19 protein-coding genes are annotated in these 20,096 nt (G+C 74.1%); 8 read left to right on the top strand and 11 right to left on the bottom strand.

Annotated features, from left to right (window positions below; all coding sequences use genetic code 11):
* Positions 1–12 precede the first annotated feature (12 nt).
* Both ACH414_RS04730 and fasR read right to left on the bottom strand, forming a co-directional pair.
* Positions 13–945 (bottom strand): ACP S-malonyltransferase, encoded by a 933-nt coding sequence (locus ACH414_RS04730; protein WP_382543383.1) that lies wholly within the window; start codon positions 943–945, stop codon positions 13–15.
* Positions 946–1,034: 89 nt separating this feature from the next.
* On the bottom strand, positions 1,035–2,216 hold the full coding sequence (gene fasR / locus ACH414_RS04725; RefSeq protein WP_382543380.1) for a fatty acid biosynthesis transcriptional regulator FasR: 1,182 nt from the start codon (positions 2,214–2,216) through the stop codon (positions 1,035–1,037).
* Between the two features lie 94 nt (positions 2,217–2,310).
* Here fasR and ACH414_RS04720 point away from each other — a divergent pair, with 94 nt between their 5' ends.
* On the top strand, positions 2,311–2,967 hold the full coding sequence (locus ACH414_RS04720; protein ID WP_391769208.1) for a pirin family protein: 657 nt from the start codon (positions 2,311–2,313) through the stop codon (positions 2,965–2,967).
* A gap of 31 nt (positions 2,968–2,998) precedes the next feature.
* On the opposite strand, the gene ACH414_RS04715 is transcribed toward ACH414_RS04720, so the two are convergent.
* Entirely contained in the window at positions 2,999–3,520 is a 522-nt protein-coding gene (locus ACH414_RS04715; protein ID WP_382543374.1) for a DinB family protein, read from the bottom strand.
* Positions 3,521–3,775: 255 nt separating this feature from the next.
* A complete protein-coding gene (locus tag ACH414_RS04710) occupies positions 3,776–4,939 on the bottom strand; it encodes an Ig-like domain-containing protein (RefSeq protein WP_382543371.1) in 1,164 nt (387 codons plus the stop codon).
* 214 nt (positions 4,940–5,153) lie between these two features.
* Between ACH414_RS04710 and ACH414_RS04705 the strand changes: the two genes are divergently transcribed.
* The 5 genes from ACH414_RS04705 to ACH414_RS04685 all read left to right on the top strand — a co-directional run bounded on the left by ACH414_RS04705 (position 5,154) and on the right by ACH414_RS04685 (position 10,765).
* Positions 5,154–6,329, top strand: coding sequence for a lipid II:glycine glycyltransferase FemX (locus tag ACH414_RS04705; RefSeq protein WP_386563985.1), 1,176 nt, complete (start codon positions 5,154–5,156; stop codon positions 6,327–6,329).
* Complete coding sequence (murJ, locus tag ACH414_RS04700) at positions 6,326–7,942, top strand: murein biosynthesis integral membrane protein MurJ (protein ID WP_386563982.1); 1,617 nt, start codon at positions 6,326–6,328, stop codon at positions 7,940–7,942. Before ACH414_RS04705 ends, murJ begins: the two co-directional genes overlap by 4 nt.
* Before the next feature lie 74 nt (positions 7,943–8,016).
* Positions 8,017–8,700, top strand: coding sequence for a response regulator (locus ACH414_RS04695; protein WP_382543362.1), 684 nt, complete (start codon positions 8,017–8,019; stop codon positions 8,698–8,700).
* Complete coding sequence (locus tag ACH414_RS04690; RefSeq protein WP_386563979.1) at positions 8,697–10,178, top strand: ATP-binding protein; 1,482 nt, start codon at positions 8,697–8,699, stop codon at positions 10,176–10,178. Before ACH414_RS04695 ends, ACH414_RS04690 begins: the two co-directional genes overlap by 4 nt.
* Positions 10,175–10,765, top strand: a complete 591-nt coding sequence (locus ACH414_RS04685; protein ID WP_382543357.1) for a hypothetical protein — start codon at positions 10,175–10,177, stop codon at positions 10,763–10,765. The genes ACH414_RS04690 and ACH414_RS04685 overlap by 4 nt, the downstream gene beginning before the upstream one ends.
* 14 nt (positions 10,766–10,779) lie before the next feature.
* On the opposite strand, the gene ACH414_RS04680 is transcribed toward ACH414_RS04685, so the two are convergent.
* Positions 10,780–11,598, bottom strand: coding sequence for a serine hydrolase domain-containing protein (locus ACH414_RS04680; protein ID WP_382543866.1), 819 nt, complete (start codon positions 11,596–11,598; stop codon positions 10,780–10,782).
* Between the two features lie 73 nt (positions 11,599–11,671).
* Between ACH414_RS04680 and ACH414_RS04675 the strand changes: the two genes are divergently transcribed.
* Together ACH414_RS04675 and ACH414_RS04670 are read left to right on the top strand one after the other, a co-directional pair.
* Positions 11,672–12,091 (top strand): MerR family transcriptional regulator, encoded by a 420-nt coding sequence (locus tag ACH414_RS04675; protein WP_382543354.1) that lies wholly within the window; start codon positions 11,672–11,674, stop codon positions 12,089–12,091.
* Positions 12,088–13,119 carry an aldo/keto reductase gene (locus tag ACH414_RS04670; RefSeq protein ID WP_382543351.1) on the top strand — a complete coding sequence of 344 codons (1,032 nt, stop codon included), beginning with the start codon at positions 12,088–12,090 and terminating at the stop codon, positions 13,117–13,119. Before ACH414_RS04675 ends, ACH414_RS04670 begins: the two co-directional genes overlap by 4 nt.
* A gap of 147 nt (positions 13,120–13,266) precedes the next feature.
* Here ACH414_RS04670 and ACH414_RS04665 read toward each other — a convergent pair whose 3' ends face one another.
* The 6 genes from ACH414_RS04665 to ACH414_RS04640 all read right to left on the bottom strand — a co-directional run bounded on the left by ACH414_RS04665 (position 13,267) and on the right by ACH414_RS04640 (position 19,892).
* Positions 13,267–14,463 carry an acyltransferase gene (locus ACH414_RS04665; RefSeq protein WP_398940793.1) on the bottom strand — a complete coding sequence of 399 codons (1,197 nt, stop codon included), beginning with the start codon at positions 14,461–14,463 and terminating at the stop codon, positions 13,267–13,269.
* A complete protein-coding gene (locus ACH414_RS04660) occupies positions 14,460–15,440 on the bottom strand; it encodes an alpha/beta hydrolase (protein ID WP_398940792.1) in 981 nt (326 codons plus the stop codon). Before ACH414_RS04660 ends, ACH414_RS04665 begins: the two co-directional genes overlap by 4 nt.
* Before the next feature lie 186 nt (positions 15,441–15,626).
* Positions 15,627–16,310, bottom strand: coding sequence for a response regulator (locus ACH414_RS04655; protein WP_382543342.1), 684 nt, complete (start codon positions 16,308–16,310; stop codon positions 15,627–15,629).
* An 8-nt stretch (positions 16,311–16,318) separates the two neighbouring features.
* Positions 16,319–17,644 (bottom strand): sensor histidine kinase, encoded by a 1,326-nt coding sequence (locus tag ACH414_RS04650; protein ID WP_382543339.1) that lies wholly within the window; start codon positions 17,642–17,644, stop codon positions 16,319–16,321.
* A gap of 99 nt (positions 17,645–17,743) precedes the next feature.
* Complete coding sequence (locus ACH414_RS04645) at positions 17,744–18,604, bottom strand: DUF4429 domain-containing protein (protein ID WP_382543336.1); 861 nt, start codon at positions 18,602–18,604, stop codon at positions 17,744–17,746.
* Between the two features lie 76 nt (positions 18,605–18,680).
* A complete protein-coding gene (locus ACH414_RS04640) occupies positions 18,681–19,892 on the bottom strand; it encodes an alpha/beta hydrolase (RefSeq protein ID WP_398940791.1) in 1,212 nt (403 codons plus the stop codon).
* Positions 19,893–20,096: the final 204 nt, after the last annotated feature.

Below are 20,096 nucleotides of genomic sequence, written 5' to 3'. Positions count from 1 at the left end.
CGACACTCCTTGTCAGGCCGTGGCCGTGTCGGTGGCCGCCGTCTCGGCGATGAGCGCCCGGGCCGCGTCGAGGTCGTCGGGGGTCTTCAGGGCCACGGTGCGGACACCGGGCAGGGCGCGCTTGGCGATGCCGGTCAGGGTGCCGCCGGGGCACACCTCGACCAGGCCGGTCGCACCGAGCTCCTGGAAGGTCTCCATGCACAGGTCCCAGCGGACCGGGTTGGCGACCTGGCCGACCAGGCGGGCGATGACCTCCGCGCCGCCGGTGACGACCTGGCCGTCCTTGTTGGAGACGTAGCGCACGGCCGGGTCGGCCGGCGACAGCTCCTCGGCGGCCGCGGCCAGCTTCTCCACGGCCGGAGCCATGTGGTGCGTGTGGAACGCGCCGGCGACCTGCAGCGGGACCACCCGGCGGACGCCCTCGGGCTTGTCCTCGGCCAGGGCGGCCAGCTGCTCCAGGGTGCCGGCGGCGACGATCTGGCCGGCGCCGTTGACGTTGGCCGGGGTCAGGCCCAGCTTCTCCAGGTGCGGGACGGTCACCTCGGGGTCGCCGCCGAGCAGCGCCGACATGCCGGTCTGCGTGATCGCGGCGGCCTCGGCCATCGCCAGACCACGGGTGCGTACGAGACGCAGCGCGGCCGTCGGGTCGAGGACGCCCGCGAAGGCGGCCGCGGTGAACTCGCCGACGCTGTGACCGGCGACGGCGCCGGGGGACACGTCACCGAGGGCGGCGGCGGACAGCAGACCCGCGGCGACCAGCAGCGGCTGGGCCACGGCGGTGTCGCGGATCTCGTCCGCGTCGGCCTTCGTGCCGTAGTGGGCGAGGTCGAGCCCGATGGCGTCGGACCAGGCCGCGACGCGGTCGGCGGCACCGGGGAGTTCGAGCCAGGGAGTCAGGAAGCCGGGCGTCTGGGCGCCTTGGCCGGGAGCGACGAGTACGAGCACCCTCACACTCTCTCTTGGGGACGGTCCTGGACGCCCGTGGGGACTAGGACGAAGAACCGTCGGGGGAATTGTTGGTGTTCGACAAAAGTCTAGGACTGGGTGTCGGCGTCGGCCAAGCGCCCCAGGATCAGTGCGATCCGCAGCGTGAACGCCGAGCGGACGTCAGAGGGTGACCATCCGGTGACGTCGGTCACACGTCGGAGCCGGTAGCGCACGGTGTTGGGGTGCACGAACAGCATCCGCGCCGCGCCTTCCAGGCTGCTCGCCTGCTCCAGGTAGACACTCAGCGTCTCCAGGAGGGCCGAGCCGGCTTCCTCCAGCGGTCTGTAGATCTCCTCCACCAGCTGCTCACGGGCCGAAGGGTCCGAGGCGATGGCGCGTTCCGGCAGGAGATCGTCCGCGAGGACCGGGCGCGGGGCGTCCTGCCAGGCCGTACAGGCCTTGAGCCCGGCGGCGGCGGCCTGTGCGGAGCGGGTGGCGGCCAGCAGGTCGGGGACCACGGGCCCGGCGACCACGGGCCCGGCGGCGTACGGCCCGATCAGGGCCTTGGCCACGGCCAGCGGATTGTCGTTCCCACCCGCGATGACGACGAGCCGGTCGCCGAGCACACCGGTCAGCACCTGGAGCTTGGCGTGCCGGGCGGCCCGCCGGATCGCCTCCACGGTCAGCTCGCTGTCCCCGTCGGGCGCGGTGCCCAGCACCACGCACACGTTCTCCGGCGAGTTCCAGCCGAGCGCGGCGGCCCGCGACACGGCCCCCTCGTCGGCCTCGCCGGACAGCACCGCGTTCACGACCAGCGACTCGAGCCGGGCGTCCCAGGCACCGCGGGCCTCGGCGGCCTGCGCGTACACCTGCGCGGTGGCGAAGGCGATCTCCCGCGCGTAGACCAGCAGCGCCTCGCGCAGCACCCGCTCGTCGCCGGGGGCGGCGACCTCGTCGATCGCCGACTCCATGACCTCGATGGTCGTCCGCACCATCTCCACGGTCTGCCGCAGCGTGATCGCCCGGGTCAGCTCGCGCGGCGCGGTGCCGAACACGTCGGTGGAGATCGCCTGCGGCGTCTCCGGGTGCCGGAACCACTCGGTGAACGCGGCGATACCGGCCTGGGCGACCAGACCGATCCACGACCGGTTCTCGGGCGGCATCGCCCGGTACCACGGCAGCGTCTCGTCCATGCGGGCGATGGCGCTGGCGGCAAGCCGCCCCGAGGACTGTTCGAGGCGCTTGAGGGTCGCGGCATGCGGGTGAGCGGCGTTCACGGGTTCAGACACGGGGACAAGACTGCCTTATCGGGGCGGTCACATGCGGGGTCGGGGCGCTTTGGCGGCCTCCCGCCGCTCCGGCCGCGGCTACCGTGAACCCGTGATACGCATTCACCGCGCGGGCGAGAGGTACCGGGGCGGCGCCCCCGAGACCGGCATCGACACCCGGCACGCCTTCTCCTTCGGCCGCTTCTACGACCCCGACAACCTCCGCTTCGGCGCGCTGCTCGCCTGCAACGAGGAGCGCCTCGCACCGGGCGCGGGCTTCGACGAGCACCCGCACAGCCACACGGAGATCGTCACCTGGGTCGTCGAGGGCGAGCTGACCCACCGCGACTCGACCGGCCACGCCACGGTGGTCCGCCCCGGCGACCTCCAGCACCTGAGCGCGGCGGCCGGCGTCCGGCACGTGGAGCGCAACGACGGCGCGGCCCCCCTGACCTTCGTCCAGATGTGGCTGGCCCCGCTGACCCCGGGCGGCGAGCCCGCGTACGAGGTGGTCCGCGGCATCGCCGACGCCACCCCGTACGCCCTGCCTGCCGCCGGCGCGATGCTCCACGTCCGCCGCCTTGAACTGGGCGAACGCGCGGCCGTCCCCGACGCGGACCACGTCTACGTCCACGTGGTCCGCGGCACGGTCCGCCTGGCCGGAGAGGAACTCGCGGCCGGCGACGCGGCCCGGGCCACGGCCGAGAAGGACCTGGCCCTGCTCGCGACCTCGGACGCGGAGGTGCTGGTGTGGGAGATGCGGGGCGCCTGACCGCTTCCGGTACCCGCTTCCCGTACCGCTTCTAGTACCCCGTACGGCCGTCGAGGAGTTCGCGGAGGATGTCGAGGTGGCCGTTGTGGCGGGCGGTCTCCTCGATGAGGTGGTGGAGGATCCAGCGGAGGTCCACCTGGAGGCCGTCGCGGACCGTCCGCTTGGCCTTGGTGTCCAGGTCGTGCTCGGAGACCAGGCGGCGGAGGCGGGCGCTCTGCTCCTCGTACTCGGCGACGAGCCGGGGCAGCGGGACGTCCACCGCCGTCCGCATCTCCGGGTCGGGGTCCTCGTCGGTCGCCCCGGCGAGCGGGCCCTCCAGCTCGCCGTCGAGGAACACCACGTCCAGCCACCAGTGCTCGACCCAGCGCAGATGGCTGATCAGCCCGCACAGCGTCATCAGCGGCGAGCTGGGGACGGGGGCCTTGCGGGCGTCCTCCGCGGACACGCCCTCGCACTTGGCGACCGCCGTGGCGCGGGCGTAGTCCAGGAAGGTGGTCAGCTGGGTGCGCTCGTCCCAGGAGGGCGGCGTGTCGGTACGTTCGGTAGTCGTCATCGGCGGAAGTCTGCCGTCGGCCGGAGCGGGTGTCGAACGGTTAAGCGGGGGCCCGGGCGGCGGCGCTCACGACCAGGGCCGGGCCGGAGGGGTTCCTGCCGTTCGGCAACCGGCCGCGCAGCACCGGGCCCGCCGGCCGGCGGGTGCCTCCCGGCCTGGACGCGCACGGCGTGTCGGCCCGCTGTGTCGCCGAGGGCATCCGGCGCGCCCCGGCCGGAGGCGGGAATCCCGTACGGCCACCCCGGTGAGTGGCCTTCAGCGCAGCGCGCTCTTCGCCTGCCAGGCCGGCCACGAGACGTTCCACGCGCCGTAGCCGTTGCCCTCGGCCACCACGCCCTTGGTGTCCTCGCCGGTGATCTCGAAGGGGTCGCCGACGCGGACCGAGGCGTAGAAGGAGGCGGCGTTCTCGGTGCTCATGCCGATGCAGCCGGAGCTGTGGTTGACGCGCCCGAAGTAGCGCGCGTTCCAGGGGGCCGCGTGGGTGTACATGCCCGACCAGGTCAGGCGCATCGAGTAGTCGACCATCTTGTCGTAGGCGTCCCCGAGCCCGACCGTCTCCGAGTTCATGTTGATCGTGCCCTCCTTCGCCATCAGGACGGCCGTGCCCCGCCAGGACCGCTTGTCGCCGCCGGGGGTGCCGCCGGAGACGGGGATCGTGCGGACGGTGCGTCCGTCGCGGACGACGGAGAGCTTCTTGGCGTCCAGGTCGACCTTCACCACCTGCGCCTGCGCGGAGACGGTGAAGCCGGTGCGGTAGTCGCGGACGAACCAGCCGTCGCCCGAGTCGGTGCCGTTCAGCGTGGCGTCGAGGGTGACCTTCGTGCCGGGCTTCCAGTACTGCTTCGGGCGCCAGTCCACCCTGTCCTTGCCCGAGTAGTCCGTCAGCCAGCCCCACGAGCCCTCGGTGCCGTTGGACGTGGTCACCTTCAGCTGCTTCTCCACGTCCGCCTTGTTGGTCACCGGGCGGTCGAAGACGATCGACAGGGGCTGCGCGATGCCCACCGTCGTGTTCTTGCCGGGGGCCAGGGTCAGCTTGTTGACCTCGTCCGCCTTCGGGGTCGAGAACGACTTGCGGTCCTTCGTCTCCGTGCCGGCGGCCGTCCGCGCCGTCACCTCCACGGTGTACGTGGTCCCCGGCGCCGCCTTGCGGTCCGAGGACCAGGAGGTGCCGCCCGAGGCGGTGCGGCCGGTGAGCGCGGTGCCGTCCGCGTCGACCACCCTCACCGTGGCCAGGGTGCCGCCGGCCGCCGTCACCGTCACCGGGCGGCCGGCCGCCGGGGCCGCCACCGTCACCTTCGCGGGGGTGTCGTCCGCGGGCGCCCGGGACCCGGGGGGCTGGCTGGCCGTCGCCGCCGAGCAGGCGGTCAGCGAGGCGGCCGCGATCAGGAAGAGGGGGATGCGTATGGGTGTGCGCAGCACGGAACGGCCTCCGCGGGAGGGTGGTGTGGAAAGGGTGGGATGCCTCGGACTGTAGGCCGCCGGAAGGGAGTCGCGCCTGGTCGCGGGGGCATGTGACGGCGGCTGGTGAGAAACGGTCATCGTCCGGTCACATTCCTCGCGCGGAGCGGTCAAGACCGGCTGTGAGCCTGCTGTGCGCCCCACCACCGAGGGGCGGAACAAGGAGGCCCTCGTTGTGTCAGCGCTGCTCGTGACGCCTGCGTCCACCCGCCCCGCGCCGCGGCTCGGCCCCATCACCCCCGAGGCGTACCGCGCCTTCCTCGCCACCCGCTCCACCGGCCCCGGCGGCCCGAGCTTCCTGCAACTGCCCTCCTGGGCCCGGGTGAAGGAGGGATGGAGCCACCAACTCGTGGGATGGGGAGACGAGTCCGGGGAGCTGCGCGGGGCCGCGCTCGTCCTGCTGCGGCAGTTCCCCGGGACCCGCAAGTACTTCGCGTATCTGCCCGAAGGGCCCGTCGCCGACTGGGCCGACCCCGACCTCGACGGCTGGCTCGACCCGCTGCTGCGGCATCTGCGGGCCTGCGGCGTCTTCGCCGTACGCATGGGACCCGGGCCCGACTACCGCCGTTGGTCCGCCGCCACCCTCAAGGCGCACACCGGGCCGGGTCGCCGCCTCGCCGACGTCCTCGCCAGCGAGGTCGACCCGCTCGGCTCCGCCGTCGCCGAACGGCTGCGGGCCCGCGGCTGGAAGCGGTGCGGCGGCGAGTCCGACGACGGCGCCGACGCCCAGCCGCGGTTCGTCTACCAGGTGCCGCTCACCGGCCGCAGCTCCGACGACCTGTGGTCCGGGCTCAACCAGGAGTGGCGGCGCAACATCCGCAAGGCCCGCAAGTCCGGCGTCGAGGTCGTCGTCGGCTCCGCCGCCGACCTGCCCGAGTTCTACCGGCTGCTGCGCGTCACCGAGGAGCGCGACGGCTTCCGGCTCGGCCGCTCCCTCGCGTACTACGAGCGCCAGTACGCCGTCCTCAACGCCGAGCACCCCGGGCGGATGAAGCTCTACCTGGCCCGCCACGAGGGCGAGGTCCTCGCCGCCCACACCATGATCACCGTCGGCCGGCGGGTCTGGTACCAGACCGGCGCCTCCGCCGACCACCGCCGCGAGGTGCGCCCCTCCAACGCCCTGCAGTGGCGCATGATGCTCGACGCCCACGCCCTCGGGGCGGACGTCTACGACCTGCGCGGGGTACCCTCCACCCTCGATCCGGACGACCGCGCCCACGGGCTGCTCCGCTGGAAGCTGGGCACCGGCGGGCGGGTCGTCGAGACGCTGGGGGAGTGGGAGATTCCGTTGCACGGCACGACCAACCACACGCTGTACCGCGCCTTCCAGGCGTATCTGGCCCGCCGATGACGGCCACGGCCGCCGAGGCCGCCGCACCGGCCAAGGCGCCCTCCGTCCTGCGCAGCGGCGCCCTGATGGCCGCCGGCTCGCTGGTCTCCCGCGCCACCGGTTTCGTACGCTCCGCCGTCGTCGCCGCGGCCATCGGCACCGGGCTCGTCGCCGACGGCTACGCGGTCGGCAACTCCGTCCCCACGATCGTCTACATGCTGCTGCTCGGCGGCGCGCTCAACGCGGTCTTCGTCCCCGAGCTGGTCAAGGCGGCCAAGGAGCACGAGGACGGCGGCGCGGCCTACACCGACCGGCTGCTCACCGTCTGTGCGATCGCCCTGACCGTCCTGACCGCCGTCGCCGTGCTCGCGGCCCCCGCGATCGTCGACGGGTACACCGACTACACCGGCGCGCAGCGGGAGCTGACCGTCGCCTTCGCCCGCTCCTGCCTGCCGCAGATCTTCTTCCTGGGCCTGTTCACGCTGCTCGGGCAGGTGCTCAACGCGCGCGGCCGGTTCGGCGCCATGATGTGGACGCCGGTCCTCAACAACGTCGTCGTGGTCGCCGTCTTCGGCCTGTTCCTGGCCGTCTCCGCGGGCGGCGGGCTCACCCCCGGCGAGACGGCGCTGCTCGGCTGGGGCACCACGGCGGGCATCGCCCTCCAGGCCCTGGCCCTCGTGCCCTCCCTGAAGGCGGCCGGCTTCCGCTGGCGCCCCCGCTTCGACTGGCGGGGCAGCGGACTGACCGCGCCCCTGAAGTCGGCGGGCTGGCTGGTCCTGCTGGTCCTCACCAACCAGGCCGCGTACTGGGTCACCACCAAGATCGCCACGGCGGCCGGCCAGCGGGCCGAGGGCGCCGGGCTCAGCGCGTACAACAACGCCTACCTGCTGTGGGCCGTGCCGCACGGCATCGTCACCGTCGCCCTCGTCACCGCCCTGCTGCCCCGGATGAGCGGGGCGGCGGCCGAGGGCGACCTGGCCGGGGTGCGCCGCGACGTCGGCTACGCGCAGCGCACCACCATGGCGGCCATCGTCCCCGCCGCGTGCGCGCTCTTCGCCCTGGCGGTCCCGTTGATCGCAACGGTCTTCCAGTACGGCGTCACGGACGCGGACGCGGTCCGCTCGATGGCCTGGATCCTGATGGCCCTCGCGCCCGGCCTGATCGCCCTGTCGGGCCAGTACGTCTGCACCCGCGCCTTCTACGCCCTGCGCGACACCCGTACGCCCTTCTTCCTCAACCTGGTCATCGCGGGGCTCAACGCCCTGCTCGCCGTCGGCGCCTACGCCGTCCTGCCCGCCCGCTGGGCCGTGACGGGCATGGCCGCCGGGTACTCGCTGGCGCTCTGGACGGGCTGGGGCCTGACGGCGTACGTGCTGGGCCGCCGACTCGCCGGGGCGGGTGCGACGCCCGGATCCGGCGGCGCGCTGCTGCGCCTCCTGGTCGCGGCCCTGCCCGCCGCCGGGTTCGCGCTGTTCGTCGCGGACGCGGCCAAGGGGGCCGGCTCCGTGCTCTCGGGCCTCGCCGGCGCGCTCGCCGTCCTCGCCGTCTTCGCCCTGCTCGCCCGCCCCCTGCGCCTCACCGAGGTCCAGGCGCTGATGACGAGCACCGCCGGTCGCCTGGCCCGGAACCGCTGACTCCTGAACCCGCTCCCCGCCGGTCCCCCTCCCCGGCGGGGAGCACCACCGAACGAGCTTGGGATACTCCACAGATGCCACGCGTGCTGCTGATCGAAGACGACCCCTCCGTCCGCGAAGGCGTCGAGCTCGGGCTCCGGCGCCGCGGGCACGAGGTGCGGACCGCCGCGACCGGTGAGGCCGGACTCGCCGCGCTCGGGGAGTTCCGCCCCGACCTGCTGCTGCTCGACCTCATGCTGCCCGGGATGAACGGCGTCCAGGTCTGCCGCCGGGTCCGGGAGACCAGCCAGCTGCCGATCATCATGCTCACCGCGCGCGGCGACGACTTCGACGTCGTCGTCGGCCTGGAGGCCGGCGCCGACGACTACATCGTCAAGCCCGCCCGTACCGAGGTCATCGAGGCCCGGATCCGCGCCGTGCTCCGCCGGATCGAGGAGCCCGGCGGCGGCCGCCCCGCCGTCGAGTTCCACGGGGAGCTCGCCGTCGACCGGGCCGGACTCACCGTCGCCAAGAACGGCGAACGCCTCGCCCTCGCCCCCTCCGAGCTGAAGCTGCTGCTCCACCTCACCGCCGCCCCCGAGCAGGTCTTCAGCCGCCAGCAGCTCCTCGAACACGTCTGGGAGCACAGCTTCCACGGCGACGCCCGCCTGGTCGACGCCTGTGTCCGCCGCCTCCGCAACAAGATCGAGGACACCCCGGGCGACCCCCGCTACATCCAGACCCTGCGCGGCTTCGGCTACCGCTTCGGACCGCTGTGAGAGCCCATGTGCCGGGCGCCGACCGGCCCGCCGACACCCGCCGCCGACGCCTGCGGCCCTTCGGCCTGCGCACCCGGCTGGTCCTCGCCTTCCTGCTCGTCGCCGCCGTCGGCTGCGGCACCACCGCCGCCCTCACCTACCGCGCCGCGCGCAACGCGATCCTGGAGCAGACCCAGGACACCGCCGTCACCGCGTTCCGCCAGCAGGTCGAGACCCTGAACACCCAGCTGCCGATCAACGCCGAAGGACTGCGCACCGCCCTGCAGGGCATCGCCCGGCAGGGCAAGCCGCGGCCCTGGCGGGTCTACGCGGAGTACGGCGACCTGCGGGTGTCGTCGACCGACCGGCCCGAGTCGAGCGTCCTCACCCCCGAGCTGCGCCGCCGCGCCACGGCGATCGGCGCCACCCACGGCAGCTTCCAGCGGGTGGTCAAGGACGGCACCCCGTACCTCACCATCGCCGTCCCCGCCGTCTTCGGCACCTACTACCGGGGCGTCCCGGAGGGCAGCCCCACCGGTCTCGTGCTGTACGCGGTGATGGACCTCGGCGAGGAGGAGGCCAACATCGAGGCCATGGTCGCCGCCGCCCGCGACGGCGCCCTGCCCGCCCTGCTCGTCGCCCTGATCCCGGCCTTCCTCGCCGCCCGTGGCGTGCTGCGGCCGGTGCGGGAGCTGCGGCTGGCCGCGCACAGCATGGGCCGGGGCCGCCTGGACACCCGGATCCACGCCAAGGGCAGCGACGAACTCGCCGACCTCGCCCGCACGTTCAACGAGTCGGCCGCCGAGCTGGAACGTTCCGTCACGGAGCTGCGGCGCGCCGAGGCCCGCGCCCGCCGCTTCGCCTCCGACGTCTCCCACGAGCTGCGCACCCCGCTCGCCGGGATGCTCGCCGTGACCGAGGTGCTCGACGAGGACGCCGGCACCCTCGACTCCGACACGGCCCGCGCCGTCCGCCTCATCAGCGCCGAGACCGGCAAACTCGCCGTCCTCGTCGAGGACCTGATGGAGATCTCCCGCTTCGACGCCCGCGCCGCCGAGCTCCACACCGACGAGGTCGACGCGGCGGCCTCGGTCCGCAAGAGCCTCCAGAACCGGCACTGGACCGACCCCGAGCAGATCGTCACCGAGCTCACGGACGGCATCCGCGCCCCGCTCGACCCGCGCCGCTTCGACGTCGTCGTCGCCAACCTGGTCGGCAACGCGCTGCGGCACGGCCGCCCGCCGGTGACCGTCCGGGTGTACGCGCAGGACGGCCGGCTCGTCACGGAGGTCGCCGACCGGGGCCCCGGCATCCCCGAGGACGTCCTGCCGCACGTCTTCGACCGCTTCTACAAGGCCGACGCGGCCCGTACCCGCTCGGCGGGCAGCGGCCTCGGCCTCGCCATCACCCTGGAGAACGTCCGGCTGCACGGCGGTACGGTGGTCGCCGCCAACCGGCCCGACGGCGGCGCCGTCTTCACCGTCAGGATCCCGCTGTGAGCCGGCCCCCGCGGCGCCGCGTCGCCGCCCTCCTCGCCCTGGCGCTGCTGCCGCTCGCCGGCTGCGGCATACAGAAGAGCGACGTCGTGGAGGCCGGCGGCGGGGCCCCGGTCACGGTCAACCCGACCGGCAACCCGCGGCTCCTGCTGTTCTTCGTCAGCCGGGACGGCAAGCTGATGCCGGTCGTGCGCGACGTGGGCTTCAGCTTCGGCGGCTTTCCCTACGAGAGTGTGGACCGCGACGGAACGGTGACCACCCACCCGCCCGACGTCGGCTACCGGATACCCACCGACAAGGTGCTCAGGGCCCTCATCGAAGGCCCGGACGGGAAGGAGCGCGCCGCCGGCCTCACCAGCCGCCTCGACTTCCACGGCGGGGGCGAACCGCACACGGTGAAGGAGCGCGGCCCCGACGGGCGCCCGGAGCTCCGTGTCCGGCTCACGGTCCGGGTCCAGGACCTCGACCCCGTCGCCGTACGCCAGCTGGTGTGCACGGCCGCCTACGCCGAGGAGCTCGGCAGCGCGGCCGAGATCGTCCTCTCCGGGCTGGACGGGGCGCTGCCGGGGACCCGCTGCGAGACGGACTGACGCACCGAGCCTTCTCAGACGCCCCGCAGCTCCGCGAGCACCGCGTCCGTGAACGGCGGCCACGCCTCGACGGCCCACGCGCCGAAGGGCCGGTCGGTCAGCGCCACGCAGGCCGCCCCGGCGTCCGGGTCGATCCACAGGAAGGTGCCGGACTGGCCGAAGTGCCCGAAGGTGCGCGGCGAGGACGACGCGCCCGTCCAGTGCGGCGACTTGCCGTCGCGGATCTCGAAGCCGAGCCCCCAGTCGTTGGGCTTCTGGTGGCCGTAGCCGGGCAGGATGCCGGTCAGACCGGGGTACGTCACGGTCATCGCGTCCAGCACCGTCCGCGCGTCGAGCAGGCGCGGCGCCTGCACCTCGGCGGCGAAGCGCACCAGGTCGTCGACGGTCGACACGGCGTCCTTGGCGGGCGAGCCCTCCAGGGTCGTCGAGGCCATGCCGAGCGGCTCCAGGACCGCCTGGTGCAGATACTCGGCGAAGGGGATGTCGGTGGCCTTGGCGACATGGTCGCCGAGCGCCTCGAAGCCGGTGTTGGAGTAGATCCGGCGGCTGCCGGGCGCCGCCATGACCCGGTTCTCGTCGAAGGCGAGCCCGGAGGTGTGGGCGAGCAGGTGCCGTACGGTCGAGCCCTCGGGACCGGCGGGCTCGTCGAGGTCGATCGCCCCCTCCTCGTACGCGACGAGCACCGCGTACGCCGCCAGCGGCTTGGTGACGGAGGCGAGCGGGAAGCGCCGGTCGGTGGGGCCGTGCGCGCCGGCCAGGGTGCCGTCCGCGCGGACGACGGCGGCGGCCGCGGTGGGGACGGGCCAGTTCTCGATCGACGCCAGGGTCTGCAAGCTGTTCGGCATGGTGCCGAGCGTACTTGGCCCGCTTGCTTCGAGTGCACTCCAACCTTCTAGCGTGAGGACCATGAGCTTGATCGAGAGCACGACGCCGCCGGTGCGGAAGGACCGCTACACGATCAGTGAGGTGGCCGCCCTGACCGGACTCTCGGCGCACACCCTGCGCTGGTACGAGCGGATCGGCCTGATGCCGCACGTCGACCGTTCGCACACCGGGCAGCGCCGCTTCACCGGGCGGGACCTGGACTGGCTGGGCTTCGTCGGCAAGCTGCGGCTCACCGGGATGTCGGTGGCGGACATGGTCCGGTACGCGGAACTCGTCCGCGAGGGCGAGCACACCCACCCCGAGCGGCGCGCGCTCCTGGAGACCACCCGGCGCGACGTCCTGGACCGGATCGCCGAGCTCCAGGACACCCTCGCCGTGCTCGACCTCAAGATCGGCTACTACGGCAACCAGGCGACCACATGCGGAGAGGCCACCTCATGACCAGCAGCAACGGCAGGATCGACACCGTCCGGCTCGGCGCGGGCCAGGACGGACCGGAGATCGGCGTCCAGGGCTTCGGCGCGATGGGCATCAGCGAGTTCTACGGCGACACCGACGAGTCGGCCGCCCGCGACACCCTCGACGCGGCCCTGGAGTCCGGTGTCACCCTCATCGACACCGCCGACGTGTACGGGCAGGGGGCCAACGAGGAGTTCCTCGCGCCGTTCGTCGCCGCGCACCGCGACGAGATCGTCCTCGCCACCAAGTTCGCCATCGAGCGGCGGGCCGACGACCCGGCGTACCGGGGCGTCAACAACACCCCGGCCTACATCCGCAGCTCGGTCGAAGGCAGCCTGCGCCGCCTCGGCGTCGAGACGATCGACCTCTACTACATGCACCGCCGCGACCCGGACGTCCCGCTCGCCGAGTCGGTCGGCGCGATGGCCGAGCTCGTCAAGGAGGGCAAGGTCCGCCACCTGGGCCTGAGCGAGGTGACCGGGGCCGAGCTGCGCGAGGCCCACGCCGTCCACCCGATCGCCGCGCTCCAGTCGGAGTGGTCGCTGTTCTCCCGCGACGTGGAGCGCAGCGCGGTCGGCGCGGCGGCCGAACTCGGCGTGACCTTCGTGCCGTACTCGCCGCTCGGCCGCGGCTTCCTCACCGGCGCGTTCGCCGACGCCTCCAAGGAGCTCTCCGGCGCCGACTTCCGCCGCCACCAGCCCCGCTTCACCGGCGAGAACGCGAGCCGGAACGCGGCCCTGCTCGCCCCGATCCGGGCCGTCGCCGAGGAGCACGGGGCGACGCCGGCGCAGATCGCCCTGGCCTGGGTCCAGCAGCGCTCCGCCGTCCACGGCCTGACCGTCGTCCCCATCCCCGGCACCCGCAAGCGCTCCCGCCTCCAGGAGAACGCGGCCGCCACCCGCATCACCCTGACCGAAGCCCAGCTGGCGACCCTGGAACCGATCGCCTCCCAGGTGGCGGGCGACCGCTACCCGGACATGACCTTCACGTCGGCGGCACGGGAGGCGTAGACGAGGGGGAAAGCCGCCGTCCCGTCGCGGCAGTCGCGCTCGCCCACCCGTCGTGGGCATTCGTCCCGCTGGGGCGGGAACGGGTGGGCACAACGGGACGGCGCCCTTGCGGGCGCGATCCGCGCCGGGGCAACCCGCACCGACCCCCTACGCCAAGCCCAGCGCGAACACCGCGAACCCCGCCGCCAGCACCCCCGCCAGCGCCCGCCTCGCGGTGCCGGTCCGCGTCCACGGCGACTCGAACCCCCGCGCGAAGCGCCCGATCAGCACCAGCAGCCCCGCGAACACCGGCATCCACGCCAGCCGCGCCACGATCCACCCCACCGAGTCCGGCGCCCCGACGAGTCCGCCGACCTCCCCCACGTACGACGCGGGGATCGCGGCCGCCAGCATCGCCGTCTGGTGCCAGCACAGGATCGTCATCGCCGACAGGTTGATCACGACCACGGGCGCCCAGAGCACGGGCCGCCGCAGCAGCCTTCCCAGCCGCTCCCGCAGCAGGATCGCCGCCCCGCTCTGCGCCGCCGCCAGCGCGAGCACCAGCAGCGACGGCGGGTGCGAGTTGGTGCGGGCCTCGCCGGGGACGCCGACCATCGAGGCGGGGTAGCCGAAGAGGACCAGGAGCGCGGCGAAGAGCGCGGCGCCGCCGATCAGCAGCCCCCAGGCGTGCCGCCGGGTGACCCGGCCCTCGCCCCAGGAGACGCCGAGCTGGTACGCGAAGAGCCAGCCGGGCAGGATGTTGAGGACGCTCAGCCACGAGGGCATGGCATCGGCGGCCGGCCCGTACCGCAGCACGTCCACGACGGCGACCGTCCCGAGCAGCGGCGCCGCAGCCCAGACCCCCAGCCGCCGCGCGGCCCGCACGCAGTACGGGGTGAGCGCGGTGACGACCACGTACACGCCCACGAACCACAGCGGTTGGACGACCAGCGTGGACGCCGTCCGCAGGGTGTCGCCCGGCACCCCGAAGCCGTAGTGCAGCAGCGGCAGCAGCGCCGCCCACACGGCGGTGACACCGAGCACCGGCCGTCCGAGCCGGGCGAGCCGCGCCTTGAGCCACTCCCTTGCGGGCCCCTCGTGGCGGCGGAAGGAGAGCACCGAGGCGTAGCCGCCGACGAGGAAGAAGATGCCCAGCATCTGCAGGATCCAGCTGACGGGGGCGAGCCCGCCGAAGGCGGAGAGCGGGCTTGCGTTGTGGATGGCGCGGTCGGCGGAGAGCGTGAACCCGCCGAGCAGCCAGTGCCCGGTGGGCACGGCGAGCAGGGCGAGGGCGCGCAGACCGTCGATCGCGCGGTCGCGGTGGGCGGGCGTACGGGCCTCGATCCTCGCGGCGAGCCGCCTCATCGGACGTCCCCCTCGGCGATGGCGGCGAACGTGCGCAGGGACGCGGTCCCGGGCGCGAAGTAGCCGTCGTGGCCCCGCGCGTCCTCGGCGTCGATCCGGCGGGCGCCGAACTCCGGCGCGGCGGGGTCGGCGCCGTGCCCGAGGCCGGCCACCTCCACGTAGGGGACCCGGTCGATCCAGTCGGTGGGGTCCTTCGCGGCCCACACCCGCGCGGTGGTGCCCAGGGCGGCCGCGTTCTCGGCGCGCATCCCGGGGGAGCCGAGGACGACGAGGTCCTTGGCCGCGATCTCGTGCGCGGCGAGCCCGCAGACGACGGAGCCGTAGCTGTGGCAGAACAGCGAGGGTTCGGCGGCGCCGACGGCGGCGAGACCCTCGGCGAAGCGGGTGAGCCGCCCGGCGCCGGCCTCGGCGAGCTCCCCGGTGGCGGCGTCCACGCCGACCCCCACCGGCGTGGTGTAACCGGCCCAGGCGACGACGGCGGTCCGGCCGCCGGTGGCCTCGCGCAGGGCGGTGGCCTTGCGGGTGAGCGGCGCGAGGTTCGCCGCGTCGATGTCGGAGCCCGGCACGATCACGGCCACGTGCGCGGCCTTGGCCAGGTCCCCGAAGACGAGGACCGCCTGGCCGCGCCCCCGGGGGTCGTACGCGAGGACCTGCCGGCCGGGGAAACGGGCGCCCGCCGTACGGGCGTTGGCGGCGTAGCGCAGCGCGAGCGGTGCGCCGTCCAGGTTGCCGACGACGGACGGGTGGGCGGCGGCGAGCTCCTGCTGCCGTCGCAGGCTCAAGGAGCCGAAGTAGGCGGCGGTCTGAGCGGGCGTCATGCGCTCCGGGTCGGGCAGCCCGTCGGCCCGCCAGGCCGTCGTCCCGACCGGGGCGCCCGTCACGGGCTGCTGGCTGTTGCCGGACGCCCAGCCTGCGGTCCCGGCCACCACGGTCGCGGTGAGCGCGGCGGCGACCAGGGTCCTCGTGAAGCGGCGCATGTGACGGCCCTTCCTCTCTCTCGTCGTTGGCGAGAGGAAGGTAGGAACGGGACGGGTGACGGGACGTCACACCGGGGCGCCAACCGTGAGGTGATACCGGGGTAGGGGGAGGACGAGCAGCCACCCCGAGGACGGGGGTGGGGTTTTCCCCCGGTTCCCCCGGTTCCCCCCCGGCTCCGGCCGCGGCTAGCGGCCGTCGCCCGGCGTGACCAGCCCCGACTCGTACGCGAAGATGACCGCCTGCGCCCGGTCGCGCAGGTCCATCTTGGCCAGGACCCGCCCGATGTGGGTCTTCACGGTCTGCTCGGCGAGCACCAGGTGGTCGGCGATCTCCTGGTTCGACAGGCCCCGGGCGATCAGTTCCAGGACCTCCGTCTCGCGCGGGGTCAGGCCGTTGAGGCGCAGCGCCGCCCGGTCGGCGCGGGGGGCGGGCCTGGAGGCGGCGAAGTCGGCGATCAGGCGGCGGGTCACGGAAGGCGCGAGCAGCGCCTCGCCGGCCGCCACCACCCGTACCGCCGCGATCAGGTCGGCCGGCGGCGCGTCCTTCAGGAGGAAGCCGGAGGCGCCGGCGCGCAGCGCCTCGTACACGTAGTCGTCCACGTCGAAGGTGGTGAGCATCAGCACCTTCGGGCGGTGGACCACGCCCGGCGGGGGGTTCAGGATCTCCCGCGCCGCCGCGAGTCCGTCGAGCTCCGGCATCCGCACGTCCATGAGGACCACGTCCGGATGGGTGGAGCGGGCCACGTCGACGCCCTGCCGGCCGTCCGGCGCCTCGCCCACGACGTCGATGTCGGGCTGCGCGGAGAGCAGTGCGGCGAAGCCCGCCCGCACCATGGCCTGGTCGTCGACGATGATCACGCGGATGGTCACGGGCTTCCTCAGCTGTCGGTGGTACCCAGCGGCAGCCGGGCGGCGACCCGGAAGCCCCCGTCCGGCAGCGGCCCGGTGTCGAGCGAGCCGCCGGTCAACCGTACGCGCTCCCGCATCCCGACGAGTCCGTGCCCGGTCCCGGCCCCGCCCTCGACGGGCGAACCGGCGCCCCTCGGCGGTCCGTTGACGACCAGGACGGTCAGCCAGCCCTCGCCGTCCGGGCGTACCGACACCCGGGTGGCGGCGCCCGGCGCGTGCCGGACGACGTTGGCCAGGGCCTCCTGCACGATCCGGTACGCCGAGAGGTCCACCGCCTGCGGTACGGCGCCCAGTTCGGCCGCGAGGGACAGCTCGGCCGGCACCCCGGCCCTTACCGTCGCCTCGACCAGCTGCTGGACCCGGTCGAGCCCGGGCTGCGGGGCCCGCTCGCCCTCCGTGCCCTCGCTGCGCAGCACCACGAGCAGCCGCCGCATCTCCGCGAGCGACTCGCGGGCGCCGGCCGCGATCGAGGCGAACTCCTCGCGGGCCGCGTCCGGGAGCTCCGGGATGCGGTACGGGGCGGAGTCCGCCTGCACGGTGATCACGGACATGTGGTGGGCGACCACGTCGTGCAACTCGCGGGCGATCCTGGCCCGCTCCTCCAGGAGGGTGCGGCGGGCGCGCTCGGCCTCGCTGATGGTCTCCTGCTCGATGAGCCGCCGCTCGGCCTCGCCGCGGCCCCGCAGGGTCGCGGTGATCAGCAGCACGACCCCGCTGAGTACGAACAGGAGCAGCGTGATGCCGCGGGCCCGGTTCGGCGAGACGATCTCGAAGAGGGCCGCCGCGGCCCCGGTCACCAGCCACACCGAGAGCAGCGCGCGCCGTGACTCGCGCAGGCCGAGGGCGAGCATCAGGACCAGGTAGCCGACCACGACCATCGGCGTCCACGGCCAGGGCCGCCCGTCGACGCCCTCGGAGCCGAGCAGCACGAAGCCGCCGAGGACATCGGCCGCGAAGATCACCCACCAGGCCTGCAGCGGCCGGGTGACGGCGAGCACGAGGGGCGCGGTCTGCGCGGTGGCGAGGGCGCCGGCGACGGCGCCGTGCACCCCGTAGTCGTGCACGAGCACGGCGATGGTGACGGGCAGCAGCGAGGCGGTGAACGCCAGCGCGACCCCGTACGGCAGCAGCCGCACCCAGGGCGAGGAGGCCCGCCCGAGCAGCGCCTCGCCGGGTCCGGTGGGCGTGGTGAGCGCGATCCCGACGCCCCGGAGCAGGCCGCTGGCCCAGGTCCCGACCGCGCGGAGCGCCGTCCTCGGCAGGTGCGGCAGCCGCCGCTTCTCTTCGATCGTCATGGCCCCCACAGCGTAGGCAGCCCCCAGGGGGCCACACGTCATACCGGGGTGCGGGCCAGGGGGTCATACCCCGGTACGAGGGCGGGGGGCCACCGGCCCCTAGAGCTCGGCGAGCAGTTCCGCTTTCCTGGAGGAGAACTCCTCGTCCGTCACGAGGCCCGCCTGGTGCAGCTCCCCGAGGTGCCGAATCCTTTCCCCGACCCCGGCGGGGTCGTACGGCCGGGTCTGGCCGGGGAGGGCGGGGACCCGCGCGGAGCCGCGGATCGCGGCGAGCACCGCGGCGGCGAAGGGCAGCGACTCGTGCACCGGCCCGTAGCCGAGGCCGAAGACCACCGAGGCCGGGTCCCGGTCCGGGTGGTCCGGGCGGGAGGCGTGCCCGTCGCGCCGCAGCAGCCGCAGGCAGCCGTCCGGGCCGTCCGGCGAGTGCCACTCGACCCCGCTCAGCTCCCGTACGGGGAAGGTCTGGTCGCCCGCCCGCCACTTCTCCGAGGACGCGCCCGTCCGCGACCAGCGGAAGGAGACCTCCCCGGCTCCGTCGAAGCTCGCCTTCCCGTCGTACGCCTTGAAGGACTGCGGGCCCTCGGGCGCCGCGACCAGGAAGCCGTCGGTGGGCTCCGCCGCGTCCGGGGCGAGCAGCGCGAGCAGCTCGTCGCGGTGGTACGCGGCCTGCGCCTCGCGCTCGGCGGACAGCACGAGCCGATAGGGGTCGCCCCCCTCCTTCAGCTGCCCCGCCGCCGCCTCGACCAGCGGATCGGCCCCGGCTCTCGGCACGGCGTGCAGCACCACGGTGCCCCGCTTGCCCGGGGCGAGCGTCACGGACGCCAGCGCCTCGTGCGGGATGCGCCGTTCGCGCAGCGTGCCGAATAGCTTCGGCGTGCGGATCCCCCGTTCGAAACGGATGACGATGGCGTCGCTCTCGAACTGCCAGGTGGCATGAATTCCGGCCAGCACATCACCCATACGCTTCATCGTATGCGGCGTATGCCCCGACGTCGCCCCTGTGGGAACGCCGGAAATCCGCCGTGATCTACGCGCGTCAGGCCGCTTCCGCACCGGAGATTCCCCTGCGGCAAGCGCTGTCGGCGCCGGCGCAGGTCAGTTCGTCGTACGCCCCGACGCCTATCGCCGCGAAGTTCTCCAGGCTGCCGGTGCCCGGCTCGAAGTAGCCGGCGTGCCCGGCGGCCCCGGCCGCCGAGAGCAGCCGCGCGCCGAACTCCGGCGCCACCGGGTCGGCTCCGTGGCCGACTCCGCCGAGCTCCAGGTGGGGGACGTCGGCGATCCAGTCGTCGGCGTCGCGCATGGCCCAGATCCGGGCCGGGGTGGCGAGGTCGGCGGCGTGTTCGGCGCGCATGCCGGGGCTGCCGGCCACCACGACGTCGGTGACCCGGGCGGGCAGCCGGGGCGCGGCGACCCCGCAGAGCACGGAGCCGTAGCTGTGGCAGAACAGGCTGATCGGGGCGTCCCCGGGCAGTGCGGCGGTCAGGTCGACGAGCCGTACGGCGCCGTTCTCGGCGAGCCGTCCGATGGCCGCCTCGATCCCGACGCCGACCGGCGCCGTGTAGTCGGCCCAGGCGATCACGGCGGTGCGGGCGCTCGGGTCGGCGCGGTGCTCGGCCGCGTACAGGGAAGCGGCCATGCCGGCGGGCGCCGAGTACATCCGGGCCGTCTTCTGGAAGGTCAGCAGATTGGTGTCGACGCCCGGCACGATCACGGACACCCGCCGGGCCCGCTCCAGATCGCCGAGGACCTCCGCGGTCCGGCCCGTACCGGTCGGGTCGAAGGCGAGGATCTGGCGGCCCGGGCGCATCAGCGAGCGGAAGCGGTCCAGGCGGCGCTGCGCCTCGTGCAGGCCCTCGGCGCTGAGCCGGGGGTCGTCGACGCGGCCCCGCTCGGCGTCGAGCGACCGTGCGAGCGAGACGCGGTTGGCGCGATAGCGGAGGGTGACGGGGACGCCGTTGAGGTTTCCGACGACCAGCGGGTGGGTGTCGGCGAGCCGGGCGCCCTGCGCGGGGGAGAGCGAGGCGAAGAAGGAGGCGATCGTCCGCGCGGGGGCCGCCGGGTCGGGCAGCGGGCGGTTGCCGGCCCTGTCGTGTGCCCAGGCGGCGAGCGCGCTCGCGCGGGACTCTCCTGGCGTGCCCTGATGCCGGATCGTGGTCCACCCGGTGGTCGCGAGGAAGACGAACACCACGGCCAGCGCGAGCAGCATGCGCCAGACGGTGGGGGTGGGGGAGGTATCGAAGGAAGGCATTGGGCGCCACCCTAGGGGGCGCGGTCGTACCCCCGGGTGGGCGAGTGACGCGGATCACTCTCCCGGTGGGGTGTGGTGACGTTCCGTGTGCGCGGGCGCACGCGGAGCTCGTATACGGGCGGGTGTGTGGGGGTGCCGGGTGCGGAGTGTGTCCGGGTGTCCGGGTGCGCGCCGGTGTCCGGGTGTCCCGGTGCCCTGTTGTCC

Source organism: Streptomyces sp. NPDC020422 (assembly GCF_044386705.1).
Lineage (GTDB): Bacteria > Actinomycetota > Actinomycetes > Streptomycetales > Streptomycetaceae > Streptomyces.
This window is presented reverse-complemented; position numbering and strand designations above follow the sequence as displayed.